The sequence below is a fragment of the Pseudomonas sp. GGS8 genome (assembly GCF_024168645.1).
In the GTDB taxonomy this organism is placed as follows: domain Bacteria; phylum Pseudomonadota; class Gammaproteobacteria; order Pseudomonadales; family Pseudomonadaceae; genus Aquipseudomonas.
Genome location: NZ_JALJWF010000001.1, coordinates 4,067,288 through 4,093,543, shown reverse-complemented (window position 1 = coordinate 4,093,543; position 26,256 = coordinate 4,067,288). Strand labels below are relative to the sequence as shown.

16 protein-coding genes are annotated in these 26,256 nt (G+C 61.7%); 8 read left to right on the top strand and 8 right to left on the bottom strand.

The window, feature by feature from the left end; translation table 11 throughout:
- Positions 1-2 precede the first annotated feature (2 nt).
- The 7 genes from J3D54_RS18415 to J3D54_RS18385 all read right to left on the bottom strand — a co-directional run bounded on the left by J3D54_RS18415 (position 3) and on the right by J3D54_RS18385 (position 9,770).
- A complete protein-coding gene (locus J3D54_RS18415) occupies positions 3-3,233 on the bottom strand; it encodes a transporter substrate-binding domain-containing protein (protein ID WP_253421113.1) in 3,231 nt (1,076 codons plus the stop codon).
- A complete protein-coding gene (locus tag J3D54_RS18410) occupies positions 3,234-3,854 on the bottom strand; it encodes a response regulator transcription factor (protein WP_253421111.1) in 621 nt (206 codons plus the stop codon). It lies immediately after the preceding gene.
- Positions 3,855-3,996: 142 nt separating this feature from the next.
- A complete protein-coding gene (locus J3D54_RS18405; protein ID WP_253421109.1) occupies positions 3,997-4,374 on the bottom strand; it encodes a response regulator in 378 nt (125 codons plus the stop codon).
- A gap of 164 nt (positions 4,375-4,538) precedes the next feature.
- Positions 4,539-7,256, bottom strand: a complete 2,718-nt coding sequence (gene mgtA / locus J3D54_RS18400) for a magnesium-translocating P-type ATPase (protein WP_253421107.1) — start codon at positions 7,254-7,256, stop codon at positions 4,539-4,541.
- A gap of 17 nt (positions 7,257-7,273) precedes the next feature.
- Positions 7,274-7,492 carry a hypothetical protein gene (locus J3D54_RS18395; RefSeq protein ID WP_253421105.1) on the bottom strand — a complete coding sequence of 73 codons (219 nt, stop codon included), beginning with the start codon at positions 7,490-7,492 and terminating at the stop codon, positions 7,274-7,276.
- A 319-nt stretch (positions 7,493-7,811) separates the two neighbouring features.
- Positions 7,812-9,143, bottom strand: a complete 1,332-nt coding sequence (locus J3D54_RS18390) for a lysine N(6)-hydroxylase/L-ornithine N(5)-oxygenase family protein (protein WP_253421103.1) — start codon at positions 9,141-9,143, stop codon at positions 7,812-7,814.
- A gap of 144 nt (positions 9,144-9,287) precedes the next feature.
- A complete protein-coding gene (locus J3D54_RS18385) occupies positions 9,288-9,770 on the bottom strand; it encodes a sigma-70 family RNA polymerase sigma factor (RefSeq protein WP_301293394.1) in 483 nt (160 codons plus the stop codon).
- Between the two features lie 332 nt (positions 9,771-10,102).
- Between J3D54_RS18385 and J3D54_RS18380 the strand changes: the two genes are divergently transcribed.
- From J3D54_RS18380 to J3D54_RS18370, 3 genes are read left to right on the top strand one after another with little or no spacing between them, the layout of a single operon-like run.
- Positions 10,103-11,275 (top strand): efflux RND transporter periplasmic adaptor subunit, encoded by a 1,173-nt coding sequence (locus J3D54_RS18380; RefSeq protein ID WP_253421098.1) that lies wholly within the window; start codon positions 10,103-10,105, stop codon positions 11,273-11,275.
- A complete protein-coding gene (locus J3D54_RS18375) occupies positions 11,276-13,249 on the top strand; it encodes a MacB family efflux pump subunit (RefSeq protein WP_253421096.1) in 1,974 nt (657 codons plus the stop codon).
- Positions 13,250-13,256: 7 nt separating this feature from the next.
- A complete protein-coding gene (locus J3D54_RS18370) occupies positions 13,257-14,651 on the top strand; it encodes an efflux transporter outer membrane subunit (protein ID WP_253421094.1) in 1,395 nt (464 codons plus the stop codon).
- A gap of 59 nt (positions 14,652-14,710) precedes the next feature.
- Here J3D54_RS18370 and J3D54_RS18365 read toward each other — a convergent pair whose 3' ends face one another.
- On the bottom strand, positions 14,711-16,339 hold the full coding sequence (locus J3D54_RS18365) for a PvdJ/PvdD/PvdP-like protein (protein ID WP_253421092.1): 1,629 nt from the start codon (positions 16,337-16,339) through the stop codon (positions 14,711-14,713).
- Positions 16,340-16,681: 342 nt separating this feature from the next.
- Here J3D54_RS18365 and pvdM point away from each other — a divergent pair, with 342 nt between their 5' ends.
- From pvdM to J3D54_RS18340, 5 genes are all read left to right on the top strand, one after another.
- Complete coding sequence (gene pvdM, locus J3D54_RS18360; RefSeq protein ID WP_253421090.1) at positions 16,682-18,052, top strand: pyoverdine-tailoring dipeptidase-like protein PvdM; 1,371 nt, start codon at positions 16,682-16,684, stop codon at positions 18,050-18,052.
- Positions 18,049-19,329: an aminotransferase class V-fold PLP-dependent enzyme gene (locus J3D54_RS18355; RefSeq protein WP_253421072.1), complete on the top strand. Its 1,281-nt coding sequence runs from the start codon at positions 18,049-18,051 to the stop codon at positions 19,327-19,329. The genes pvdM and J3D54_RS18355 overlap by 4 nt, the downstream gene beginning before the upstream one ends.
- 42 nt (positions 19,330-19,371) lie before the next feature.
- Complete coding sequence (locus J3D54_RS18350; RefSeq protein ID WP_253421069.1) at positions 19,372-20,259, top strand: formylglycine-generating enzyme family protein; 888 nt, start codon at positions 19,372-19,374, stop codon at positions 20,257-20,259.
- Between the two features lie 80 nt (positions 20,260-20,339).
- Positions 20,340-22,001 (top strand): cyclic peptide export ABC transporter, encoded by a 1,662-nt coding sequence (locus J3D54_RS18345; RefSeq protein WP_253421067.1) that lies wholly within the window; start codon positions 20,340-20,342, stop codon positions 21,999-22,001.
- Between the two features lie 29 nt (positions 22,002-22,030).
- Positions 22,031-26,206 (top strand): non-ribosomal peptide synthetase, encoded by a 4,176-nt coding sequence (locus J3D54_RS18340; protein ID WP_253421064.1) that lies wholly within the window; start codon positions 22,031-22,033, stop codon positions 26,204-26,206.
- Positions 26,207-26,256: the final 50 nt, after the last annotated feature.

The following is a 26,256-nucleotide window of genomic DNA, read 5'->3' as shown; positions in this document are numbered from 1 at the left end:
CTTCAGCCTTGGTTCAAGCGCTCATCCAGCGATGACATCGCGCGCTGCAATCGATCGACAGCTTTGTCGAGCAGCGCCGAATCCCCCACATCGATAACACGCTCCAGTTGCTCGCAATGCTCGATCAAGCGCTGCGCCCGGACCATACGCGCACTACCCTTGATGCGGTGCGCCAGGTCGCGCAGCACACGGTGATTGCCACTGGTGTGCGCATGGAGCAGATCATCCCGATCCGCCCGGTTGGTCACCATCAGTTCGCGTACCAGGCGATCAATCAACGTGCGGTCCGCGCCGACGTATTGCTCCAGGCCACTGAGGTCCATCTCCGGCGTTGAGGGTTCTGCGATAGGTTCTGGCGCCTGGTTCACCAACCAAGACGCCAGCCAAGCGTTCAAATCCGCCAGCAGAATGGGTTTGAACAGGCAGTCGTCCATGCCCGCCTCCAGACAGCGGAGCTTCTCCTCGGGCTGCGCATTGGCGGTAAACCCCAGAATCAGCGTCCTCGGCAATCCCAGGGCGCGCTCTTCATCGCGTATGGCACCGGCCAGTTCATAACCGCTGAGCCTCGGCATACTGCAGTCGGTGACGACCAGATCGAACTCATGCTCACGCCACAACTCAAGTCCCTGCGCGCCCTCTTCGGCCTCCAGTACACGATGCCCCAAGTGGCTCAATTGCCGTGAAAGCAACAATCGATTGGCCGGGTGATCGTCGACCACCAGAATCGTCAGTGGCTGCATCGGCGCCTGCAGCCCGCCCTGTGTCTCCACACTGGAAGACAACGGTTGCAATGCAATCAGATCAAGGTGGATGTCGACCCGCGTGCCTTGTCCAAGGACGCTGTCGAGTTGCAACCGGCCGCCCATCATTTCGCACAGCGTGCGGCTGATCACCAACCCCAGACCAGAACCGCTTTGAGCTGACTGCCGGCCGTTATCGGCTTGGGTAAACGGGCTGAACAACCGTTGCCGATCGACGGTACTGATACCGATACCGGTGTCTTCAATGCGCACGCTGACCGCCAGACGTCCCGACGCAACGGCCGCCACCCGTAGCGTCAGGCTTACCTCCCCCTCATGGGTGAACTTGATGGCGTTACCCAGCAGATTGGACAGCACCTGTTTGAAGCGTGTGGAATCGATCAACACATCACAGTCACTGTGTTCGTCCAGATCAATTCGCCACGCCAGCTCTTTCTGTCGTGCAAGGCCTTCGAAAACCCGACACACCGATTCCACCAGCGCCCGCAGATTGGCGCGCTCAGGTGTCAGGGATAAATGCCCGGACTCGATACGCGCGATATCCAGAATGTCGCCGATCAGTGCCAGCAATTGTTGGCCGGCACTAAACGCCACCTCAATGGCGCTACGGTCGGTGACGCCCTCATCCGCACGTTTCAGGGCCAGTTCGAGCATGCCGATCAGCGCGTTTATCGGTGTGCGGATCTCATGACTCATGATCGCCAGAAAGGTGGTTTTGGCACGATTGGCATCGTCCGCCATGTCTTTGGCGTCCTGCAATTGCCGCAACCATTGCTGGCGCTGGCGGATCTGCCGGCGCTGCCAGGCGATCCAGCCCAGGGCGAGCAACAGCATGGCGCCCGCCGCTGCAAAGGCCTGAAGAATGCCTTGGCGATGACGCAGCCAATAGCTGTCATCCACCACCACATCATGGCTCCAACGCGCCACCAGATCGTCCATTTCCTTCGGCGAAATACTCAGCAATGCCTTGTTCAGAATCGAGTGCAACTCCAGCGCGCCGCGGGCGGTGGCCAGGGCGATGCGGGCGGGCTGATCGCCCACGGTGCTGCTGACACGCAGACGATCGCGATACTGCCGGGCGATCAGGTAACGGGCGACGATCAATGAACTGACCGTTGCGTCAGCCTGTCCCTTGATCACCCATTCCATGCCCTCGGCCGGGCTTTGCACCTCGACCAGGCGCACCTGCGGCACCCAAGTCTGGATGAATCCGAACAACGGATGACCACGATAAATCGCCAGGCGTTTACCGGCCAGATCGTCCAGCGTCCGGGGGCTGCCCGCCGTCGTTGCACTGACCAGCACGAAGGGATTACTGAGGTAGGATCGGGTAAATAGCAACGTGTCTTCACGCTCGGTACTGGGCGTGACTACCGGCAGCAGGTCGATCTCGCCGTTCTGGAGTTGCTCGATTTGCCGGTCCAGCGAGTGGCCGCGTTGCACCTCAAAGGTCAAACCGCTGCGCTGGCTGATCAACGTCAGCAACTGTGCCGTCAACCCGTTCAGCTGGCCTTGGGCATCATAGAATGTCAGCGGGAAAAAGTTATCGATCGCACCGACAATGACTTTCGGATGCCGGTCCAGCCAGCGCTGCTCGCTGGCACTCAAACGCACCTGCTGTTGACCCGCCGTACTGGCCCTGCCGGCACTCCAGCGCACCTCGATGGCCAAGCGCTGCTCCATGGGAATCGCCGCCAGCGCCTTGTCGACGATGCCTTTGAGACGCGGGTTGTCCACAGCCAGGGCGAAGCCGAACGGATTGGCATCCAGACCGGAAGGCCCCGCCAGCTGAACGTTATTGAGGTAGTTGTTGTTGATCAGGTAATTGGCGCTGATGAAGTCGCCCAGATACACATCGCACTGACCAAACGCCACGGCCCCGAGCGCGTCGAGGGTCGAGGGGTAACGCTGCAAGTGTGCGTCGGGATAAAAATCTTCAACAGCCTGCGCCTGTAAATAGTCTTCAACCATGGCAATACATTTGCCGGCAAGGTCGACGGGCATTCGCTCGTCCACTCGGGTGACCAGCATCGGCTGATCTTCGGCGTAGGCTCGGGACCTGGTCAGCGCAGGATCAGCCGCCTCGAGGTTGTTCGATGTTCCGAGCAGATCCAGCTCATGGCGTTTGAGGGCGTCCATGGCGGTTTCACGTGTGGCATAACGCAGCACGTCAATCCTGACGTGCAGCAGTTGCCCCAGCAGTTCGGCGTAATCGGCCGTGATGCCTTCCAGCTCATCGCGGTGGCGTGTCACCTCGAATGGCGGGTAGTCGGGCCCCGTCACCCCCAGGCGCAGGACCCGTTGATCGCGTAGCCATTGCCAGTCCCTTTCATCCAGCTTGACCTGGAAGCCCTCCACTGTTGAGCGCCCCAGCAGATGCAAGCGCTGTGGCTCGTCGGCCAGCACCGGGGCAACCCGCGTTGCAAGGCACAGCATCAATGCCCACAGGAAGATGCGCACGGTCGGGTTCATTCAGATCAGATGATTGCGCTTGGCGAAATCGCGCAGGTGTACCGCAGCGTTCACGCCCAGTTTTTCGATCAAGCGGGTCTTGTAGGTGCTGACGGTCTTGTGACTCAGGTGCATAAGCTCGGCGATGGCTTTGTTACTCATGCCTTGGGCCAAATAGCGCAGGATCGTCAGTTCGCGGTTGGAGAGTTTGTCGATCATCTCTTTTTCGCTGCGTTGCCGGGGGTCCTGCGATCCCGCAGGCAAACGCGCGAAATAGGTGTAACCGGACATGACGGCGTGCGCGGCTTTTTGCAACTGATTCAAGTCGTTGGTCTTGGCGACGTACGCCATGGCTCCGGCGCGCATGCAACGCTCTTGAAAAAACAGCGGATCCAGGGAGGTGAAAACCAGTACCAGACATAGCCAACCATTGGCCCTGATCCGGTCCAGCAGCTCCAGCCCATCGCCACCGGGCATAACCAGATCCAATATCACCAGATCGACTGCATGCTCACGAAGTATCGACAAGGCCTCACCAACACTGGACGCCTCATAAATGAGTTTGAAACCTTCCCGCTCAAGTACAAGTCTGACTGCGGCGCGTATCACCGGATGATCGTCCACAATCAGCGCTTTCTTCATGGCAATTCCTTTGCAAAAACTCAACGATTGCCCGCCGGTAACCGCCGGGATAGACGCAGCGGCTGCGCAATGACTTTTGCACGGAAAGCAGGAGAAATGTACCTATCAGAAATGATAGTACCGACGAACGGTAACCCTGAACTCAACCCATCCGTTGTCGACTCCGCTCCTGATCCAGTGGCGATGCAGCTTCACACGCAGGCGGATCGATGAGCTCCATCAGCCGTCGAATGGCGGCTAAATCCGGCAGCGCCGCGTGGTCGTCGTAGATCCAGGCGTGGTGAACCTGGCGGTTATCGCGGAAGAACCCGGACAAATCCAATGCCCCACCCGCCAGTGAGGCATTGATGACCACCAGGTCGAACGGCTCGCATCCGTACTCGACCAGATTCAGCATGTCGGCAAGACTTTGCACCGGCGCCACTCGGTAATAACCGAGCTGGTTGAACAACCGCTCGGTTCTCATCCGGTGAAAATGCTGTTGGTCGGCGATCAGGATGCGCAAGGCTTTGTTGATCATCGCGGGCCTCCAGGTCAATGGCTGATGAGTGAGGCGGCAAGGCTACGGAAGACCAAGGAAGTCTTCTGTAGGACTTTTCCTAAAAATAGGGGGCTCTGTCCGACTTAAAGATCAAAAGATCGTCCGAACGCGGCCCGAGCCTTCGGCAGCTCCGTTTGGCAGCATTACTGCCAGCCAAACCGCCGAATGTAGAAGCCTTTAACCGCCTGGGTCAGCGCCATGTACGCCAGCAGAATCACCGGCAGGAACACGAAATACAGCGACGGCAGCGCCTGCAGTTTGAAGTAATGCGCCAGCGGCCCCATCGGCAGGAAAATCCCCACGGCCATGATGACGCCGGTCATCACCAGCAGCGGCATGGCGGCGCGGCTTTGCAGGAACGGGACCTTCGGCGTGCGAATCATGTGCACGATCAGCGTCTGGGTCAGCAGCCCGACCACGAACCAGCCGGACTGGAACAGGGTCTGGTGGTCCGGGGTATTGGCATCGAACACGTACCACATCAAGGCAAAGGTGCTGATGTCGAAGATCGAGCTGATCGGGCCGAAAAACAACATGAAGCGCCCGACGTCCGCCGGCTGCCAGCGTTGTGGTTGTTTCAGCATCTCTTCATCGACGTTATCGAACGGGATGGCGATCTGCGAGATGTCGTAGAGCAGGTTTTGCACCAGCAGGTGCATCGGCAGCATGGGCAGAAACGGGATGAACGCACTGGCCACCAGCACCGAGAACACGTTGCCGAAGTTCGAGCTGGCGGTCATTTTGATGTACTTGAGCATATTGGCGAACGTCCGCCGCCCTTCCAGCACGCCCTCCTCCAGCACCATCAGGCTCTTTTCCAGGAGGATGATGTCCGCCGCTTCCTTGGCGATGTCCACCGCGCTGTCCACCGAAATACCGATGTCGGCGGTGCGCAGGGCTGGCGCATCGTTAATCCCGTCGCCCATGAAACCCACCACATGGCCGTTGCCCTTGAGCAGACGGACGATGCGTTCCTTGTGCGACGGCGTGAGTTTGGCGAAGACATTGGTGGTCTCCACCGCCACCGCCAGTTCGGCGTCGCTCATGCGTTCGATATCGTTGCCCATCAGCAGGCCTTGCTGCTCCAGCCCGACTTCACGGCAGATTTTCGCGGTCACCAGTTCGTTGTCGCCGGTCAGCACTTTCACCGCCACACCGTGCGCGGCCAGGGCCTTGAGCGCCGGCGCGGTGCTTTCCTTCGGTGGATCGAGGAAAGCCACGTAGCCGATCAGCGTCAGTGCCTGTTCATCGGCCAGGCTGTAAGTGTCACGGCCCTCGATCATCGGCCGCGCCGCCACCGCCACCACCCGCAGGCCTTCGGCATTGAAGGTCGCGGTGACCTGGCGGATGCGCGCCAGCAATTCGTCGCTCAGCGCCTCGTCGGCGTCGCCGTGGCGCACCCGGGTGCACACCGCCAGCACTTCTTCCACCGCGCCTTTGCAGATCAGCAGATGCGGCTGATCACGCTCGGCCACCACCACCGACATGCGCCGACGAGTGAAGTCGAACGGAATCTCGTCGACCTTGCGAAACGCCGTGCCGACTTTCAGTTCGCGGTGGATTTCCACGTGCTCCAGCACGGCCACGTCCAGCAGGTTTTTCAGGCCGGTCTGGTAGTAGCTGTTGAGGTAAGCCATCTCCAGCACGTCATCGGAATCGTTGCCCCAGACATCGACGTTGCGCGCGAGAAAGATTTTGTCCTGAGTCAGGGTGCCGGTCTTATCGGTGCACAGCACGTCCATGGCGCCGAAGTTCTGAATCGCGTCGAGGCGTTTGACGATGACTTTTTTGCGCGACAGGAACACCGCGCCCTTGGCCAGCGTCGAGGTGACAATCATCGGCAGCATTTCCGGGGTCAGGCCCACGGCAATCGACAGCGCGAACAGCAATGCTTCGGTCCAGTCACCTTTGGTGAAACCATTGATGAACAACACCAGCGGCGCCATGACGAACATGAAGCGGATCAGCAACCAGCTGACTTTGTTGACCCCGGTCTGGAATGAAGTCGGCGCACGATCAGTGGCACCGACCCGCTGCGCCAGCGCGCCGAAATAGGTGTTGTTGCCGGTGGTGAGAATCAGCGCCATGGCCGTGCCGGACACCACGTTGGTGCCCATGAACAGGATGTTGTCGAGGTCCAGCGGGTTGTGGGTATGGTTGTTCTGCTGACGGGGAAACTTCTCCACCGGCATCGATTCACCGGTCATCGCGGCCTGGCTGACGAACAGGTCCTTGGCGTTGAGCACCCGGCAATCGGCAGGAATCATGTCACCGGCCGAGAGCACGATCAGGTCGCCCGGCACCAGTTGCTTGATCGGCAATTCGAGGCGTTGCGCACCGTTGTTCGCCACCTCCCGACGCATCACCGTGGAGGTGTTGCTGACCATCGCCTTGAGGGCGTCGGCGGCCTGGTTGGATTTGGTTTCCTGCCAGAAACGCAGCAAGGTCGAGAGCACCACCATGGAGAAAATCACGATGGCGGCTTTCATGTCTTCGGTCAGCCAGGAGATCACCGCCAGCAAGGTCAGCAGCAGGTTGAACGGGTTTTTGTAGCAGTGCCACAGGTGCGTCCACCACGGCAGCGGTTGCTCGTGCTCGACTTCATTGAGGCCGTATTGTTCGCGCAGGGCATCGGCCTCGGGTTCACTCAGGCCGTCAGGGTGGCTGCCGAGGTTATCCAGCAATTGGCCGGTGTCGCTGTTGGCGGCGGCAACCAGGGTTTGCGCGAGCGTCGGCGGGACTTCACGGCTGACCGTGGTGTCGGTGAAGCTTTCCAGCAGCGCCAGTCGACGGAAGTGCCGGGCGATGTGACGGTTTCGCAGGAATCCGGCGAAGAATTCTTTCAGCCAGGTCAGGTTCATGGCAGTGCCCCCCAGGGTCAGCCGGGAAACCGTCGAGCAGGCGTGTCGAGGCGCTGCGATGACGACACGGGGTCGAACATCACACGCTGTTCAGCGTCGATGAGAGAGACGTCGAGAGTCGGGCCGGAACCGGCCACGATCGGGATGCCGCTGCTCGCTTTACGGCGAGACAACGGCACAAAAAGGCTGCGCGTTATCTTGCCGGGAAAATGCCGGTTATCGAGACCGGCCGACAACTGTCACTCGAACAAGTACCCACTGTGGGTCTCCGCTATTGATGAAAACGCGCGAAGCTTACGCCGCGATACCTAGAGAGTAAACGCTGCACAGGGGTGTGGTGGGGGAATTTCGGGGTTCTTCAGGAAGGGTTCAGGTTGATCGCAAACCTGTGGCGAGGGGGCTGGTCGGAACGCCGCACCGCCCCGTTGGGGTGCGAAGCGCCCCCAAACCTGCAATCGCAATTTGTCAGACAGACCGCGACGCTGGATTTACGGCTGCTTCGCAGCCGAACGGGGCGGTGCGGCGTTCCGACACCCCCCCCCTCGCCACAAAATCTCAGCTGGCAGTCGCCAACAACAAGTCCCTCACCGATCGGCCACGGGATTTGCCATGGTCATACAACGAGCCGGCAATTTCATCGGCGCGGATCGGCAGGATCGACAGCAAGGTGTCGCTCAAACCGTGGCTGGCCTGGCAGAAGCCCTGCATGTAGATACCGGCCTTGCAACGCTCATCGGTGATCAGCTTGTAGTGGCGATCGACCTCGAAATCACCCAGGTATTGCTCCAGCGGCGCCAACAGTTTGCGATGCATCTGACGCTCGTAACCGGTGGCCAACACCACGGCGTCGTAACGGTGAACCGTGACTTCACCGGTGGCGTTGTTGCGTACCGTCAATTCGATACCGCGTTCGCTGGCGGTGGCGTGTTCGACGGTGGTCAGGGTACGGAACGCATGGCGCGCGATGCCCGAGACTTTCTGCCGGTAGAAGATCCCGTAGATGCGTTCGATCAGGTCGATGTCCACCACCGAATAGTTGGTGTTGTGGTACTCGTTGACCAGACGCTCGCGTTCGCTGCTGGCCTGCTGGAACACCAGGTCGGTGAACTCCGGCGAGAACACTTCGTTGACGAAGGGACTGTCATCGGCCGGTTTCAGGGCCGAGCCGCGCAAGATCATGTCCACCTGCACCGACGGGAAGCTGTCGTTGAGGTCGATGAAGGCCTCCGCCGCGCTCTGCCCGCCGCCGATGATCGCAATGCTCATCGGTTGGTTATTCACGCATGGCTGCCTGGCCATGCGCTCCAGGTACTGGGAATGGTGGAACACCCGACCGTCATCCTTCAGTGCCTTGAACGCTTCGGGAATGCGCGGTGTACCGCCGGCGCTGACCACTACCGAACGGGTGGTGCGCACATGCTGCAAACCCTGGGTATCACGCGAGATCACCCGCAGCGCCTCGACCTGCTGGTTGTGCAGCACCGGCTCGATGGTCAGCACTTCCTCGCCGTAGCGGCTCTGCCCGGTAAATTGCCCGGCGACCCAGCGCAGGTAGTCGTTGTACTCCATGCGACACGGATAGAAGGTGCCGAGGTTGATGAAGTCCACCAGACGACCGTGGTGCTTGAGGTAATTGACGAAGGAGTACGGGCTGGTCGGGTTACGCAGCGTCACCAGGTCCTTGAGAAAAGAAATCTGCAGTTCGCTCTGGGTGACCAGGGTGTTGCCGTGCCAGCGGTAGTCCGCCTGCTTGTCGAGAAACAGCACATCCAGCTCGCCCTGACTCGGTCCGCGCTCTTGCAGGGCGATGGCCAGGGCCAGGTTCGAAGGGCCGAAACCGACGCCGATCAGGTCGTGAACGATGGGCGATGCAATTGCCTGTGTCATTTCCAGTGTCCTCTGGATAAACCCCACAGCTGCGGGGATAAAGCCTGGGTGACCTGACCGGCCTTTGGCGGCAGCAGATCGTCTGTTGAATAGGAACGAGGACAATGAAAAAAAATTTAACGAGGGCTGATTAAACGGTGGCGATCAGTGAGCGTCCCACTGGCGCATTCGCACCCGGCAATGCTTCATGGCATTGACGATGTGCTTTTCCACCAGCGCTTTGGAAATACCCAGGTGCTCGGCGATTTGCGGGTGTGACAGGCCTTCGATCTTGCGCAGCAGGAAGCTCTCGCGACACAACCGTGGCAACTCCGCCAGCGCGCGCTGGAGCATGTCCAGGCGCTGACCATGATCGAGACTGTTGTGGGGTGAAGGGATGAAGTAGCGCTCTTCGCTGTCGAGCACCTCCAGCGACTCGACCTGGCGCAAGGCATTGCGGCGGTGGTCGTCGATCACCAGGTTGAGCGCGGTGCGGTAAAGAAACGCCCGGGGTTGCTCGATCGGCGTGTCGCTGGAACGCTCCAGTACCCGCAGATACGCGTCATGCACCACATCTTCAGCCACCTGGCGGTTGCCTAGCTTGGCGTTCAGGAAACACACCAGCTCGCGATAGTAGTTTTCCAACATGACTCCCGGCCGCACAGGGTGCGGTTTCTATCCTTGAGCCAGATCCGCGACCGCCAGGCAGGCAGTGGCACGATGGTGGCGATTTCGAGTGTGTAATTTATAGTAATTCTCATATAGATTTAAAGTGCTGTTTCCATTTGCCTGCTAAATAGTGCTGTCCTATACCTGTAACTTTGTCTGTCACTCAAAGCCTCAATGCTTAAATTCCCCGCCCCTTCCCTCGTTTACAGGACAGCTCCCCGTGTCTGTCGGCCCTCCGACAGCGTTCAGCTGTCGCCAGGTTTCGCGCGCCAGCTGAACGACGGGCCGAACCCTATTGGCCGGAACCCTGCATGAAACGTCCCCGTCACACCCGACGCGCCCTGCTTGTAGCCCTTTGTCTGATCCCCGTTATCGCCGTCGCGACCTGGCAGGTTTTGCCTCCCGGTCGCGACCGGTTCGCCACGGTCCAGGTCGCGCGCGGCGACATCGAAAGCAGCGTCACGGCACTGGGAACCCTGCAACCGCGGCGTTATGTCGATGTCGGCGCCCAGGCCTCCGGGCAGATCAACAAGATCCATGTGGAGGTCGGTGACGTGGTCAAGGAAGGCCAGTTGCTGGTGGAAATAGACCCGGCCACCCAACAGGCCAAACTCGACGCCGGACGTTTTTCCATCGACAACCTCAAGGCGCAGTTGCAGGAGCAACGGGCACAACACGACCTGGCCCGGCAGAAATATCAACGCCAGCAGCACCTCGCCGCCGGCGGTGCGACACGCGACGAAGACGTGCAAACCGCCCAGGCCGAACTGCGCACCACTCAAGCGCGCATCGACATGTTCGAAGCGCAGATCCACCAGGCCCAGGCCAGCCTGCGCAGCGATCAGGCCGAACTCGGCTATACGCGCATTTACGCACCGATGAGCGGAACGGTCGTGGCCCTCGATGCCCGGGAAGGCCAGACCCTCAACGCCCAGCAACAAACGCCGCTGATCCTGCGCATCGCCAAACTGTCACCGATGACGGTCTGGGCCGAGGTCTCGGAGGCTGACATCGGCCACGTCAACCCCGGCATGACCGCCTGGTTCACCACGCTCAGCGGCGGCAATCGGCGCTGGAGCAGCACGGTGCGGCAGATCTTGCCGATACCGCCCAAACCGCTGGATCAGACCAGCCGGGGTGGCGGCAGCCCGGCCAGCGCCAATAAAAGCGGGACTGCCCGCGTGGTGCTGTACACGGTGCTGCTGGACGTCGACAACGCCGACAACGCGCTGATGGCGGAAATGACCACCCAAGTGTTCTTCGTTTCCAATCAGGCAAAAAACGTCCTGACCGCGCCGGTTGCGGCGTTGCAGGGCGGCCCGCTGGCCGACAGCCAAACGGCTCGGGTGGTCGCCCTCAACGGTGAGATCGAACAACGGACTGTGCGCATCGGCATCAGCGATCGCCTGAAGGTGCAGATCCTCGACGGACTGGCCGAAGGCGATCACCTGTTGATCGGCCCCGCCGACGGCAGCGGAGGCTGAATGCAAACGCCCCTGATCGACCTGCAGGACATCCGTAAATCCTATGGTGGCGGCGACGCGCCTGAAGTTCATGTGTTGCGCGGCATCGACCTGTCGATCCATGCCGGGGAGTTCGTCGCGATCGTCGGCGCTTCCGGCTCCGGCAAATCGACGCTGATGAACATCCTCGGCTGCCTCGACCGGCCAACGTCCGGCGAGTATCTGTTCGCCGGCGAAAACGTCGCCCGACTCGACAGCGATGAACTGGCCTGGCTGCGCCGCGAAGCGTTCGGTTTCGTGTTTCAGGGTTACCACCTGATTCCGTCCGGCTCGGCCCAGGAAAACGTCGAGATGCCGGCGATCTACGCCGGCACCCCAGCGGCCGAACGCCACGCCCGCGCCGCCGCCCTGCTCGACCGTCTGGGCTTGGCCGAGCGCACCGGCAACCGTCCGCACCAGCTCTCCGGTGGCCAGCAGCAACGGGTGTCCATCGCCCGTGCATTAATGAATGGCGGCCACATCATCCTCGCCGACGAACCCACCGGCGCCCTCGACAGTCACAGCGGCGCCGAGGTCATGGCACTGCTCGACGAATTGGCGCGCCAGGGCCATGTGGTGATCCTCATCACCCACGACCGCGACGTGGCGGCCCGGGCCAAACGCGTAATCGAAATCCGTGACGGCCTGATCATCAGCGACAGCGCTCGCGACAACCCCGCCGCGCAGGCCCCGGCCAATCCCGGTGCGCTGCAAGCGGTGGATTTGCGCAAGCGGCTGAGCGAAGGCAGCGAGGCCACCGGCGCCTGGAAAGGCGAATTGGTGGATGCCGTACGCGCGGCCTGGCGGGTGATGTGGATCAACCGCTTCCGCACCGCCCTGACGCTGCTGGGGATCATCATTGGCGTCGCCTCGGTGGTGGTGATGCTGGCGGTCGGCGAAGGCAGCAAGCGTCAGGTCATGGCGCAGATGGGCGCGTTCGGCTCGAACATTATTTACCTCAGCGGCTCCGCCCCCAACCCGCGCACACCGCCGGGCATCGTGACCCTGGATGACGTCGCGGCGCTGGCCAGTTTGCCGCAGGTCATGCGGATCATGCCGGTCAACGGCGCCGAAGCCGGGGTGCGCTTCGGCAACCTCGACCATCTGAGCTACGTCGGCGGCAACGACACCAACTTTCCGGCGATCTTCAACTGGCCAGTGGTCGAGGGCAGTTACTTCACCGAAGCCGATGAGCGCAACGCGGCGGCGGTCGCGGTGATCGGCCACAAGGTGCGCACCAAGTTGCTCAAGGATGTCGCCAACCCCATCGGCCAATACATCCTGATCGAGAACGTGCCCTTTCAAGTCGTCGGCGTGCTCGCGGAAAAAGGCGCCAGTTCCGGCGATTCCGACAGCGACAACCGGATTGCCGTGCCCTACTCGGCCGCCAGTGTCCGGTTGTTCGGCACCCACAACCCCGAATACGTGGCCATTGCCGCCGCCGATGCGCGCAAGGTCAAAGAGACCGAAAAAGCCATCGAGCAGTTGATGCTGCGCCTGCACGACGGCAAACACGATTTCGAACTGACCAACAATGCCGCGATGATTCAGGCCGAGGCGCGCACGCAAAATACGCTGTCGTTGATGCTCGGCGCGATTGCGGCGATCTCGCTGCTGGTGGGCGGCATCGGCGTGATGAACATCATGCTCATGACCGTGCGCGAACGGACCCGCGAAATCGGTATCCGCATGGCCACCGGCGCCCGTCAGCGCGACATTTTGCGCCAGTTCCTCACTGAAGCCGTGATGCTGTCGGTGGTCGGCGGGATCGCCGGCATCGCCCTGGCGCTGATCGTCGGCGGCGTACTGGTGCTCAGCAAAGTCGCGGTGGCCTTTTCCCTGGCGGCGGTCATCGGCGCCTTCGCCTGCGCACTGATCACCGGCGTTGTCTTCGGCTTCATGCCGGCCCGCAAAGCTGCCCGGCTCGACCCGGTCACGGCCCTTACCAGTGAATGATCGATCTATGAAACCGCAACTGAGCCTGTTGACCCTTTGCCTGTTACTCGGCGCGTGCAGCCACCCTGCTGCGCGCCCGGACAGCGGCATTCAATCACCACCGGCCTGGCAATCGCCACGCCACGAAAGTGCCTCCCGGACGAGTCGGCAATGGTGGACGCAGTTTGGCAGCCCGCAGCTTGATCGCTTGATCGAACAGGCCCGCGTCGGCAGTCATGACCTGGCCGCCGCCATCGCTCGGGTGCACCAGGCCCGGGCCGACACAGTGATAGCCGGCGGCTCGCAGTTGCCGGAGATCAAGGCCGGCATGAACGCCAACCGGCAGAAATTGCTGCGCGGCAACGGCTACAGCCAACTCGATGCCGACAGCAGCAACAATGCCGTGGACTACTTTGACGCCAACCTCAGCGCCAGTTACGAAATCGACTTCTGGGGCGGCAAACGCGCGTCCCGGGACAATGCGCAATTCGGGCTGCGCGCCAGCGAGTTCGATCAGGCCACGGTTGAATTGACCTTGCTCAGCGGGGTGGCCAACAGCTACGCGCAAGCCTTGTCGCTGGATGAACAAAGTCGCATTGCCGAGCTGAACCTGGCCAACGCACAGAACGTTTTGAAACTGGTGCAGACCCGTTTCGACTCAGGCTCGGCCACCGCACTGGAACTGGCGCAACAGAAAAGCCTGGTGGCGGCGCAACAACGGCAACTGCCGCTGATTCGCCAGCAAGCCGAGGACGCACGGATCAGCCTCGCCGCCCTGCTGGGCCGACCGGTTCAGCAACTGCCGACTAGCCAGGAGTCCTTCGAGCAACTGCAGTGGCCTTCCATCGATGCCGGGTTGCCCAGCGAACTGCTCAGCCGCCGCCCGGACATCGCCCGCGCCGAAGCGCAACTGGCCGCCGCCCAGGCCAACGTCACGGTCGCACGCGCCGCGATGCTGCCCGCCGTGACCCTGAGCGCCAGCCTCGGCTCGGGCGCCAACACGGCCAACGATATTCTGCGCAGCCCGTTCTACAACCTCACCGCCGGGCTGGTCGCGCCGATTTTCAATAACGGCCGCCTCGGCGCCGAGCGCGACAAGGCCACGGCCCGGCAACAAGAACTGCTGGAAGCCTACCGAGGCGCGATCATCAATGGCTTTGCCGACGTCGAAAAAGCCCTCAACAGCATTCGCGGCCTGGATGAGCAGCGGCGATGGCAACGCGAAGAGCTGGACCAGGCCCAGACCGCTTTCAACATTGCGCAAAGCCGCTATCAGGCGGGGGCCGAGGATTGGCTGACGGTGCTGGAGACACAGCGCACGCTGTACGCGGCGCAGGATTCGAACGTGCAGCTGCGGCTGTCGCGGTTGCAGGCGAGCATTGCGTTGTACAAGGCGTTGGGTGGGGGGTGGCAGGTTTTGTAATAGTGGTGACCGTTAAACCACTATCGCGGGCTTGCCCGCGATTGAACGATAACGCGGTCCTAGCGGGTAATCGGCTTGACCTTCAGATTCCGCGCATACCACGGCCGTTGCGGCACCCGCCGGAACAAATCCGCGAGTTTCTTTTCATCAGTGCCGAAGGTGATGCGCAGCGCCAGCTTCATGGTTTCCGGGTCCATTTCCACCGACTTGCCGACCTGCAATCCCGGCGTGGTGCTGCAACCGTGGGTGCTCGGGCCGAGCCACGGATCATCCACTTCAACCCAGCGCCCCGGGGCGAACCAGGGCACGCCGTTGACCTCAAGCCGACTGACCTCCCCCGGATGGAAACGCTCGTGGGCGTGGAACCAGTCTTCCAGACGATCGTCGATCCAGCCGTGGAAGTGCCAGAACACCGGGTTCACGTGGGATGAAAACGGGTCACCGAGAAAGTCGTTTTCCGGCGCATACCAACGCGCGGCAAAGTCCGCCGGATCCCGGGCGAAAGGCACTGGCTGACCATTGGACGGATCGCGTGGCACCGAAGCCCAGCGCATGTGCAGCCAGTCGTGCAGGCCCAGTTCGACCTCGGAACCGAACTGCCCCAGGGTCAGCTTCGACAGATAACGCGGGTCGCGGTAACGGGATTCCCACACCTGAAAATTGCTGTGGTAGGTCTCGGCAGTCTTGATGTCGCTGACCCACCGGGTGTACTCGGTGTCTTCGGCGGCCAGCCAGGTAGGCGGCAGCGCCGTGCCATCGTGATTGTCGAAATAGCGGGCGAAGCCCTGACGGTCGCGTTCAAGTTCCGGTTGCGGCATCGGGAAGCTCGACCAGGACGGCAGGTCCTGCATCGAACGCGCCGTGCCAAGCATGTGCCGGTGCATGAAGAAAAAGTCGACGCCTGAGCCATTACGGTCTTTACGCGGCCCTCGGGCATCGCGCTCATTGCCCCGCGGGCCCGGCTGCCAGCCGATGCCGCGCAAGGCTCCTTGTTGGTCTTTGGAGAGTGTGTGCCATTTGTCTCGCGTGGCGTGCCAGAGCTGGTGGAACAAGCGGTGTTCGGGGGAAATCAGCCACGCCAGCAACGGCGGATTCAGACCGATACGCTCGCGGGCTTCGGGAAACAGCCGTTTGCGCGCGACAAAGCGATTGTCCAGTTCCGGCAAACCGAGCGGGCGATCCAGACGCAGGATCCGCCCGCTGAGCGTGCCACTGCCAGCATTGCCGAAATCGGCCCAGACCTCATCGAGCGTGACCGCCAGCTCATAAGCCGGCGCGCCGTTGGCCGATTGCCGATCGACCAGACGCCAGTACAGCTTGCCGGGATCAGGCGACACCAGATCGCCGATCACCCGGTAACGCGGCTCGGCTGCGCTGCGTAACTGCTGTGCGGTATCGAGGCAGCCGCGCAGGCCACGGCCGCGCTGGGCGATGTCGAGGAACAGTTCCAGCCCGTGCGGCGGTAAACCGTCGAAGCCCGTTTGCGAACCTTCGAAGCGGATATCCCAGATGCCGCGCAACGAGTTCGCCAACTGCTGACCTGCGGTATCCGCCAGGTCGACCGTCGCTTCGCCGGGGGTGATCGTCGGGTCCGGCTTCGTCCATTCACGATGCCCATAAAAAGCCGCAGGCACGGCAGCGCCGGTCAGCGCCAGGCCTGCCATGAACCATCGTCGAGAAATCGTCATTGCCCTACCTGTGTCAGCCATGAAGCAGGCTTTATCCAAGCTAGAACGTTTGTTGTGCGGGGAAATTTAAGCGTGCCAAACACAATCCCTTGTGGCGAGGGGGCTTGCCCCCGTTGGACTGCGAAGCAGTCCTGAAACCTGCAACCTCGTTCTGCCAGGCACACCGCATGCAGCGGATTTACGACTGCTTCGCAGCCGAACGGGGCGATGCGGCGTTCCGACAAGCCCCCTCGCCACAAAGTATCGCGCAAAGCCCTAATTTTTTCTGCCACACACTCGTTCCTCCCAGATAGCAAAGGCCCCTGCACCTGTACCGGGGCGGCGAACCTGACTGAGATGGCAATGACAAAACCACGTTCGAAAAAGGCTCTCTATATCGGCCTGCCGCTGGCCCTGGCGATCAGTGCCGGCGCCAGCTTCGCGGTCTGGTATTACGGGTTCAAGGACAACCCCGGTTACCCGATCAAGGTCATGCAACAGGCCGACGAGTTGCACCAGCGCATGCTCTCCTTCGACAGCCACATCAGCCTGATGCAGAACTTCGGCACCCAGGGCAACGAAGCCGACAAGGACGGCAAAGGCCAGTTCGACCTGATCAAAGCCAACCGCGGACGCCTGTCCGGCGCGGCCCTGACGATTTTCGGCTGGCCGGAACTGTGGAATGGCGCCAACGCACCGCACAAGCCCACCGCCGGTTTTGTCGAAGAGGCACGCAACCAGCAGGAGATCCGCTACAAGATTATTTCCGGGATGGTCCGCGACTTTCCCAATCAGGTTGCCATTGCCTACACCCCCGACGATTTCCGTCGTTTGCACGGTGAAGGCAAGTTCGCGATTTTCATCAGCCTGCTCAATGCCTACCCGCTGGGCCACGACCTGAACCTGCTGGACCTGTGGACCGCACGCGGCATGCGCATGTTCGGCTTCAGCTACATCGGCAATAACGACTGGGCCGACTCTTCGCGCCCCTTGCCGTTTTTCAACGATTCGCCCGATGCCCTCGACGGCCTCTCGGACCTGGGCAAGCAAGCGGTGCATCGCTTGAATGACCTGGGCGTGATCATCGACGTGTCGCAAATGTCGACCAAGGCCCTGGAGCAAGTCGCGCAATTGAGCCGCACGCCGATGGTCGCCTCGCATTCGGCGCCGCGGGCGATGGTCGATATCCCGCGCAATCTCAGCGACAAGGAAATGCAGCTGATCAAGAACAGTGGCGGCGTGGTGCAGGTGGTCGCCTTCTCTCAATACCTGCGACCGCTGACCCAGACCACCCAGGACAAACTCAACGAACTGCGCAAAGCGTTCGACCTGCCGCCCCTGCCGAACCTCGCCGTGGCATTGATGCCGGGTGATCCGGTCATCGCGGCCTGGCCTGAGAAAAAATTCGGCCAGTACGCCAGCCGTCTCTACGCGATTCTTGAAGAAGAACCCAAAGCCACCCTCAAGGACCTCGGTGACGCCATCGATTACACGGTGCGCAAAATCGGTATTGACCATGTCGGCATCAGCTCCGACTTCAACGAAGGGGGCGGCGTCAAAGGCTGGGAAAACGTCGGTGATATTCGCAACGTCACGGCGGAGCTGATCTCGCGCGGCTACTCCGAAGCAGACATTGCCAAGCTCTGGGGCGGCAACTTCCTGCGGGTCTGGGACCAGGTGCAGAAAGCCGCCAAGCCAGCGCTGATTTCACAACAAGGCACGAGCACACCATGAGCGATCGTCGCACCTTTCTGAAACAGGCCGGGATCCTCGCCGCCGGCCTGCCCTTGACGGCCGGCCTGGGCAACGTCGCCAGCGCCACGCCAGCGGCCACGCCGCCTGGGGACAAATGGGCGCAACTGCGGCAGCTGTTCGACCAGGATCCGGACTACCTGCACTTCTCCAATTTTCTGATCACCTCGCACCCGACGCCAGTGCGTGAAGCGATCGAGATGCACCGCGCCGCCCTCGATAAAAACCCCGGGCTGGCGATGGACTGGGACCTGGGTGTGATCGAGCAGCGTGAAGAAGAGGTGCGTGTCTGGGCCGGTCGTTACCTGCAAGCCAATGCCAAACAGATCGCGCTGACCGGCAGCACCACCGAAGGCCTGGCGATGATTTACGGCGGCGTTCATGTACGCCCGGATCAGGAAATCCTCACCACCGCCCACGAGCATTACGCGACCCACACCATTCTCGATCTACGTACCCAACGGGACGGCACGCGGGTGCGCAAGATCAGGTTGTTCAAGGATCCGCAGACGGTGTCCAAAGCCGAGATCCTGGCCTCGATCGAGCAGAACATCAAACCCGAAACCCGCGTGCTAGGCCTGACCTGGGTGCACTCCGGCAGTGGCGTGAAACTGCCGATCGCCGACATCGGCGCGCTGGTGGACAAGCACAACCGCAATCGCGCCGACCACGACCGCATTATTTACCTGGTCGACGGCGTGCATGGCTTTGGTGTGGAGGACTTGAGTTTTCCCGCCATGAACTGCGACTTCTTCATCGCCGGCACCCACAAATGGCTATTCGGCCCCCGTGGCACGGGCATCGTTTGCAGCCGCAGTGAAGAGGTCAAATACGTCACGCCAATCATCCCGACCTTCTCCGAAGCCACGGCGTTCTCCACCACCATGACCCCGGGTGGCTACCACTCGTTCGAGCACCGCTGGGCGTTGAACGAAGCCTTCAAGCTGCATTTGCAATTGGGCAAGGCCGATGTTCAGACGCGTATCCATGCGCTGAACAGCTATATGAAAAAACGCCTGCAAGCGCACTCGCAGATCGAACTGGTCACGCCTCTGAGCCCCGAGCTGTCGTCCGGCTTCAGCTTCTTCCGGGTCAAGGGCCAAAGCAGCGAAAAGATCGCCGCCTGGCTGATGCAAAACCGCGTGATCGCCGATGCCGTGGAACGCGACGTCGGCCCGGTGATCCGCACGGCGCCGGGGCTGCTCAACACTGAAGCTGAAGTCGACCGCTTCATCGCGTTGCTCGGCAAACAGCTCTGATCGCTCCCCCTGATTCCTTTCAACTTTTTATCGAGAGCAATGATGAACAGTGAGCTGCGTAGCTTTCCCCTGAAGACGCTCCCCGCACTGGCCTTCGCCGCCGTGGTTGCAGGCCTGTTGCCGGGCGCTGCTCAGGCTGCCGCACCCGCCCAGCCCGGCAAGGTGTTCAAGGACTGCAAGGACTGCCCGGAGATGGTCGTGCTACCCACCGGGACCTTCACCATGGGCACCCCGGACAATGAAGTGGGCCGCGAGCCCGACGAAGGTCCGTTGCACCCGGTGACCTTCGCCAAACCGCTGGCCATCAGCCGCTTTCAGGTGCTGGCCGGCGAGTGGGACGCGTACCTGCGCGACAGCGGTTACGTCATGCCCGACGGCGACACCCGGCCGGGCCGCGAGTGCAAGGCCGGCGTGCCGCGCTATGAACGCACGGCCAGGCATCCGGCGGTGTGCATGGACTTCCCCGAGGTCAATGCCTACGTGGCCTGGCTCTCGAAGAAGACCGGCAAGCACTATCGGCTGGTCAGCGAATCGCTGCGTGAGTATGCCGCCCGCGCAGGCAGCAGCGGCCCGTTCCCCTTCCCGTTCGATGAAGGCAAGGAATACAGCATCGCCAAGCACGCCAACACCTACGGCGCCGCCGATGGCTACAACTTCACCTCACCGGCGGGCAGTTTCCCGGCCAACGCCTTCGGCGTGTACGACATGCACGGCAACGTCTATGAGTGGACCGCCGATTGCTACAACGACAACTACGTCGGTGCACCGAGCGATGGCAGCGCGTGGTTGACCGGCGAATGCACCGCCCGGCGCATTCGCGGCAATGACTGGGGTGAAGCGCCGGTGTTCTCGCGTTCGGGCAACCGTAATGCCACCTACCCCGACACCCGTGGCGACTGGATCGGTTTTCGCGTCGCGCGAGACCTGTGATGCACGCCCACGAACAGCTCAACTCTTGAACCTCAACCCTTGAACTTCTGCCCTTGACGGCACTTGAAGCGGAAACCCCCATGACCTCGAATTCCCGCGGAGCCATCAGTGAAGTCCTCAGCCTGCTCAAGCCTTACCGGGTCGTCGTGGTGCTGTCGATCCTGCTGGGCATGCTGGGTGGACTCAGCATCACCGCGCTGCTAGCCACCATCAACGACGCCCTGAACGCCGAAGGCAGTCCCACCCCCCGTGTGCTGGTGACGTTTGTCGGCCTGTGCGTGCTGGCCCTGGTGACGTCGATTCTGTCGGACATCGGCACCAATCATGTCGGCCAGCGCATCATTGCCGGGCTGCGTAAATCCCTAGGCGAGAAAGTCCTGTTGGCCCCGATCGAACAGATCGAGCGGTACCGCAGTCATCGGCTCATTCCGGTCCTGACCCACGATGTCGACACCGTCAGCAGCTTCGCCTTTTCCTTCGCGCCGTTGGCGATTGCCTTCACCGTGACCCTGGGCTGCCTGAGCTACCTGGCTTATCTGTCGTTGCCGATGTTTGCCCTGTTGCTGGTGGCGCTGGTGATCGGCACCGTGGTGCAGTATGTGGCCAGGGCCAAGGGCATCAAGGGCTTCGAAGCTGCGCGCGAAGCTGAAGACGATCTGCAAAAGCACTACAACGCGATTGCCGCCGGCGCCAAGGAACTGCGCATTCATCGTCCGCGTCGCCAACGCATGTTCAGCCAGCGCATTGAAGGCACCGCCGACTATATCTGCGATACCCACATCCGTTCGATCAACACATTCGTGGTGGCCAAAACCTTCGGTTCGATGCTGTTCTTCGTGGTCATCGGCCTGGCACTGGCCCTGCAATCGTTCTGGCTGGGCACCGACAAAGCAGTGCTCAGCGGTTTCGTGCTCGTGTTGCTGTATATGAAAGGTCCGCTGGAATACCTGATCATCAACCTGCCGGTGGTCAGCCGCGCCAACATCGCCTTCAAGCGAATTGCCGAACTGGCAGAGCAATTCTCCTCACCGGAACCTCACCTGTTGCTGCGCGACACCGGTTCCGAGAAAAAGGCCACGGTGCAGCAGTTGCAAATGAACGACGTGCACTATGCCTTCCCGGCCGTCAAAGGCAGCGCCGCGTTCGAACTCGGCCCGGTCAACCTGACGATTGCCCAAGGTGAAATCGTGTTCATCGTCGGCGAAAACGGCGGTGGCAAAACCACCCTGATCAAACTGCTGCTGGGGCTCTACGCACCGCAGCGCGGTGAAGTGTGCGTCGATGGCAAGGTCGTCGATGCCAAGGGACGCGACGACTACCGCCAGTTGTTCACCACTATTTTCGCCGACTACTACTTGTTCGATGAATTGGTGCAAGGGGACCAACAGGTGCCGGAAGACGCCAACCGTTACCTCGAACGCCTGGAGATCGCGCACAAGGTCAGCATTCAGGATGGTGCCTTCAGCACCACGGATTTGTCCACCGGCCAGCGCAAGCGTCTGGCCCTGCTCAATGCCTGGCTGGAAGAACGCCCGGTGCTGGTGTTCGACGAGTGGGCGGCCGACCAGGACCCGGCCTTCCGGCGCATCTTCTACACCGAGCTGTTGCCGGAACTCAAATACCTGGGCAAGACCATCATCGTCATTTCCCACGACGACCGTTACTTCGATGTCGCCGACCAATTGGTGCGGATGGAAGGCGGCAAGCTCGTCGCACAAAAGAAACCGTTGACGACTGCCTGACCGATCCAACGCCGACCACGAGAGCCCCGATGAACGACTTGATCGATGATGATGTACTGGCGCTGCTGCTGGCAGACGCCGGTGATCAACCCCAAGGCATAACCGCCCGCGCCAACCAGATCCCGGCGCCCCTGTCTTTCGCCCAGCAGCGGTTATGGTTTCTCCAGCAACTGTCACCGGACAACGCCGCTTACAACCTGCCCCGTGTCATGCGCATCACCGGCCCCCTGGCGCCGCAGCGGCTGGAAACAGCCCTTAACAAGGTGCTTGAGCGTCACGATATTTTGCGCAGTGCCTTCGTCGAAATCGATGGCACCGCGATGCAGGTGGTCGCTGCGCAGGCAACGCTGGTGCTCGGTCACGAAGACCTGTCGGGTCTGTCGGACGAGGCCCGCGCCAGCCGGATTGCATTGCGTATCGAGGCCCAGGCCGGCACGCCGTTCGATCTGCGTCAGGCGCCGCTGATGCGGGCGACACTGCTGCAGATTGCGACCGACGAGCATCTGTTGCTGATGAACATGCACCACATCGTCTCCGATGCCTGGTCCAACGCCATTCTGATGCAAGACCTGACACGGGCCTTCGCCCAGGCCGGCAGCGGCGACCCATCACCCTTGCCCCGCCCGGCCATTCAGTACGCCGACTATGCCGCCTGGCAGCGTGGCGAATACCTGCACAGCGCAGCCTGCGCGAACAGCGCCGAATACTGGCAAGACTATCTGGGGCAAGCGTTGCCGGCCCTCGATCTGCCGGTGGACTTCCCACGAAATGCCCAGCACAGCCACCTTGCCGGGCAGTATGACTTCAGTGTGCCCGCGCCCCTCGCGCAAGCCCTGAACCGCTTCTGCCAGCAGCAGAGACTGACGCCTTTCGTCGTCGCCCTCGGGGCCTGGCAATTGTTATTGAGCCGCTACAGTGGCCAACACGACTTTACCGTCGGCGTACCCAACGCCACCCGCAATCGCAGCGAAACCCAGGACCTTGTCGGCTTTTTCGTCAGTTCCCAAGTGTACCGGGCGCGCATTGATCCACTGCAGTCCTGCACAGACTTTCTCCAGCGGCTGCGGCGCGAATCGCTGGCGGCGCTGGACCATGGCGATTACCCGCTGGAGTTGAGTTTCGACGCGTTGCAATTGCACGCCAGCGAACACGCCAATCCGCTGTTCCAGGTGCTGTTCAACTGGCGCACCGAAGCCGGGCAACCGGAGCGGATCGATCTGGACGGGCTGGCGCTGGAGTTCCTCGGCGCGGGTGCCAGCCAGGCCAAATTCGATCTATCCCTGGACGTCGGCTATTCGCTCGATGGCATCCACGCGAGTCTCGAATACAGCCGGGACCTCTACGCCCCCGCCACCCTCGAACGCCTGGCCCGGCACTGGATGAACCTGCTCCAGGCACTCACCGAGGATCCGCTGCGTGCGCTCGGCGAATTGCCGCTGCTGACGCGCGACGAACGTCAGGTTCAGTTGCAGCAGTGGAATCCGCCCGCCTCGGCCATGCCTGAGGACGGCGTGCATCAATTGTTCGAACGCCAGGCGCTGGCAACCCCCGACTCGGTGGCCCTGATCTTCAACGACCTTGAACTCAGTTATGCGCAGCTCAACCATGCGGCCAACGGCTTGGCCCACACCCTGATTGACTGCGGAGTCGGCCCCGAAGTGCTGGTGGGTATCGCCGTGGAGCGTTCGGCGCAGATGATCATCAGCCTGCTGGCGGTGCTCAAGGCTGGCGGCGCCTATGTACCGCTGGACCCCGATTACCCGCAGGAACGCCTGGCCTGGATGATGGAAGACAGTGGCCTGAGCGTGTTGCTGAGCCAGCGCTCGCTGCTTGATCGGCTGCCATCGATGCCTGGCGTCCAGCGACTGTGCGTCGACGACATCGATGCCCGGGGGACGCTGCCCGCACTTAACCCGCCCTGCCGCACCACCGGCAAAAACCTCGCTTATGTGATGTTTACCTCTGGTTCCACCGGTCGCCCCAAAGGGGTCGGCATCACCCAGGCAGCATTGACCCGTCACACCCAGGCGGCGCTGGAGTTTCTCGGCCTGAGCGCACAGGACCGGTCTTTGCAATTCGCCACGTTCAACTTCGATGCCTTTGTCGAACAGCTTTACCCGGCGTTGATCTGCGGCGCCTCGGTGGTGCTGCGCGGGCCGGATATCTGGGACAGTGAAACCTGGTACCGCGAACTGCTCGACAAACAGTTCACCGTCAGCGACCTGACCACCACCTACTGGAACATGCTGGCCAAGGACTTCGCCGCAGCCGGTCAGCGCGACTACGGTGCATTGCGGCAAGTGATCGTCGGTGGCGAAGCCATGCCACCGGAAGGCGTGGCAGCCTGGGGCAAGGCCGGCCTCGGGCACGTGCGACTGCTGAACACCTACGGGCCGACGGAAACGACGGTCAGCGCCACGGTGCTCGATTGCAGCGACTACGTGACGGGGCATATCGCCCTGCCCAAAAGCATGCCGATCGGCCAGCCTCTGGCCGGACGGGCGATTTACCTGCTCGATGCCGGCGGCCAGCCGGTGCCGGTGGGCGTCGTCGGTGAGCTGATGATTGCCGGCGACCTGCTCGCACGCGGCTACTTCAAGCGACCTGAACTCACGGCCGAACGCTTCATCCCCGACCCGTTTGATGTTCAGGGCGGCGGCCGTCTCTATCGCACCGGCGATCTGGCACGCTACCGCGCCGATGGCGTGATCGAGTATGCCGGCCGGCTGGATCACCAGGTGAAGATTCGCGGCTTCCGCATCGAACTCGGGGAAATCGAGTCTTGCCTGCTGCAATCGCCGCAGGTCCGCGAGGCCTTGGTGGTTGCCCGGGAAGGCGCGGTGGGTTTGCAGTTGGTCGGCTATGTCGTGGCCCAAAGCGACTCGCTGAGCGAGCAGCAGCAACTCGACCTGCGCGAAACCCTCAAGGCTGAGCTCAAGGCCAATCTGCCGGACTACATGGTGCCCAGCCATCTGCTGGTACTGGCCGCCCTGCCGTTGAGCCCCAACGGCAAGCTCGACCGCAAGGCCCTGCCGCAGCCCGACTTCAGCCAGACACAGCGGCCCTTCATTGCTCCGGAAACGCCCCTGGAAAAGGCGCTCGCCGAACTCTGGCAAGAAGCGTTGCAGGTCGAGCGTGTCGGCCTGGACGACAACTTTTTCGAACTCGGTGGCCACTCGATTCTGGCCATTCAATTCATCTCGACCCTCAACGCACGCCTGGGCATCAAACTGGCGCTGCAACAGATGCTGGCTCACCCCAACGTCCGGGCACTGGCCAGATTCATCGCTCTGGAGCATCAGCAGAATGTGCAATGCGTGGTCGAACTCAATGCCTCGACCGCGTCGGCACCGCCGCTGTTCTGCCTGCACCCCAGCGGCGGTATCGTGTTCTGTTATCAGCCGCTGGCAAAGAAACTCGGCGCCCATGCCCGCACCTTCGGCGTGATGCACAAGGGCTTCGCCGATAAAGACTCGAACGCCCAGAGCTGGGCCGAGATGATTGCCGACTACAGCGCACAGATCGTCGAGAAACAGCCCCACGGCCCCTATCGATTGATGGGCTGGTCATTGGGTGGCGCGATCGCCATGGACGTCGCCGCCCACCTGGAACGCCAGGGCAAGGCAGTGACCTTCCTCGGCCTCGTCGACACTACATTGCCCGACCATGAGCTGCCCGCGGATCTGCCGCGCAAGCCCCTGGAAGAAGACGACCCGAACCACCTCAGTGCGCAAAACGAACTGCGGGCGGCCCTCGAAGTCTTCAGCCTGATGTTCGCGCATCTGGAAGAAGCGGCCGCCGCCTTCATGGCGCAAAACCCGACGACCGACCTCAAGGGTTTCTATCGCTGGGCCAGTGAACAGACGGCCACCGGCGAGCAAGAGATGATCGCGACCCTGGAAGGCATCAAGCAGGAAATCATGAACGCCCAGGCCTATGCGATTCACGATCGCCTGGTGCACGCGTTCAATGCCTTCTCGCTGCCGCTGCTCAAGGTCCAGGCCAGTTGCTGGTGGTCGCTGTCGCATAAAACCCTGGAGCAAGTGCTGCATTCGGAACAACTGCTCAGGGCCCACAACGTGACAGGCCAATTGCACACCTCGATCCACTCACCGCTGCCGCACCGCAGCATGATCTACGCCGAGTCGCTACTGGAGTCGTTTACCGAAGTGTTCCTCGGCTGCCAGGGCGAGTCATGTAGCTGACCGGGCGACGGCAAAAAAAAAAGCAGAAGCCATGGCTTCTGCGTTTTTGT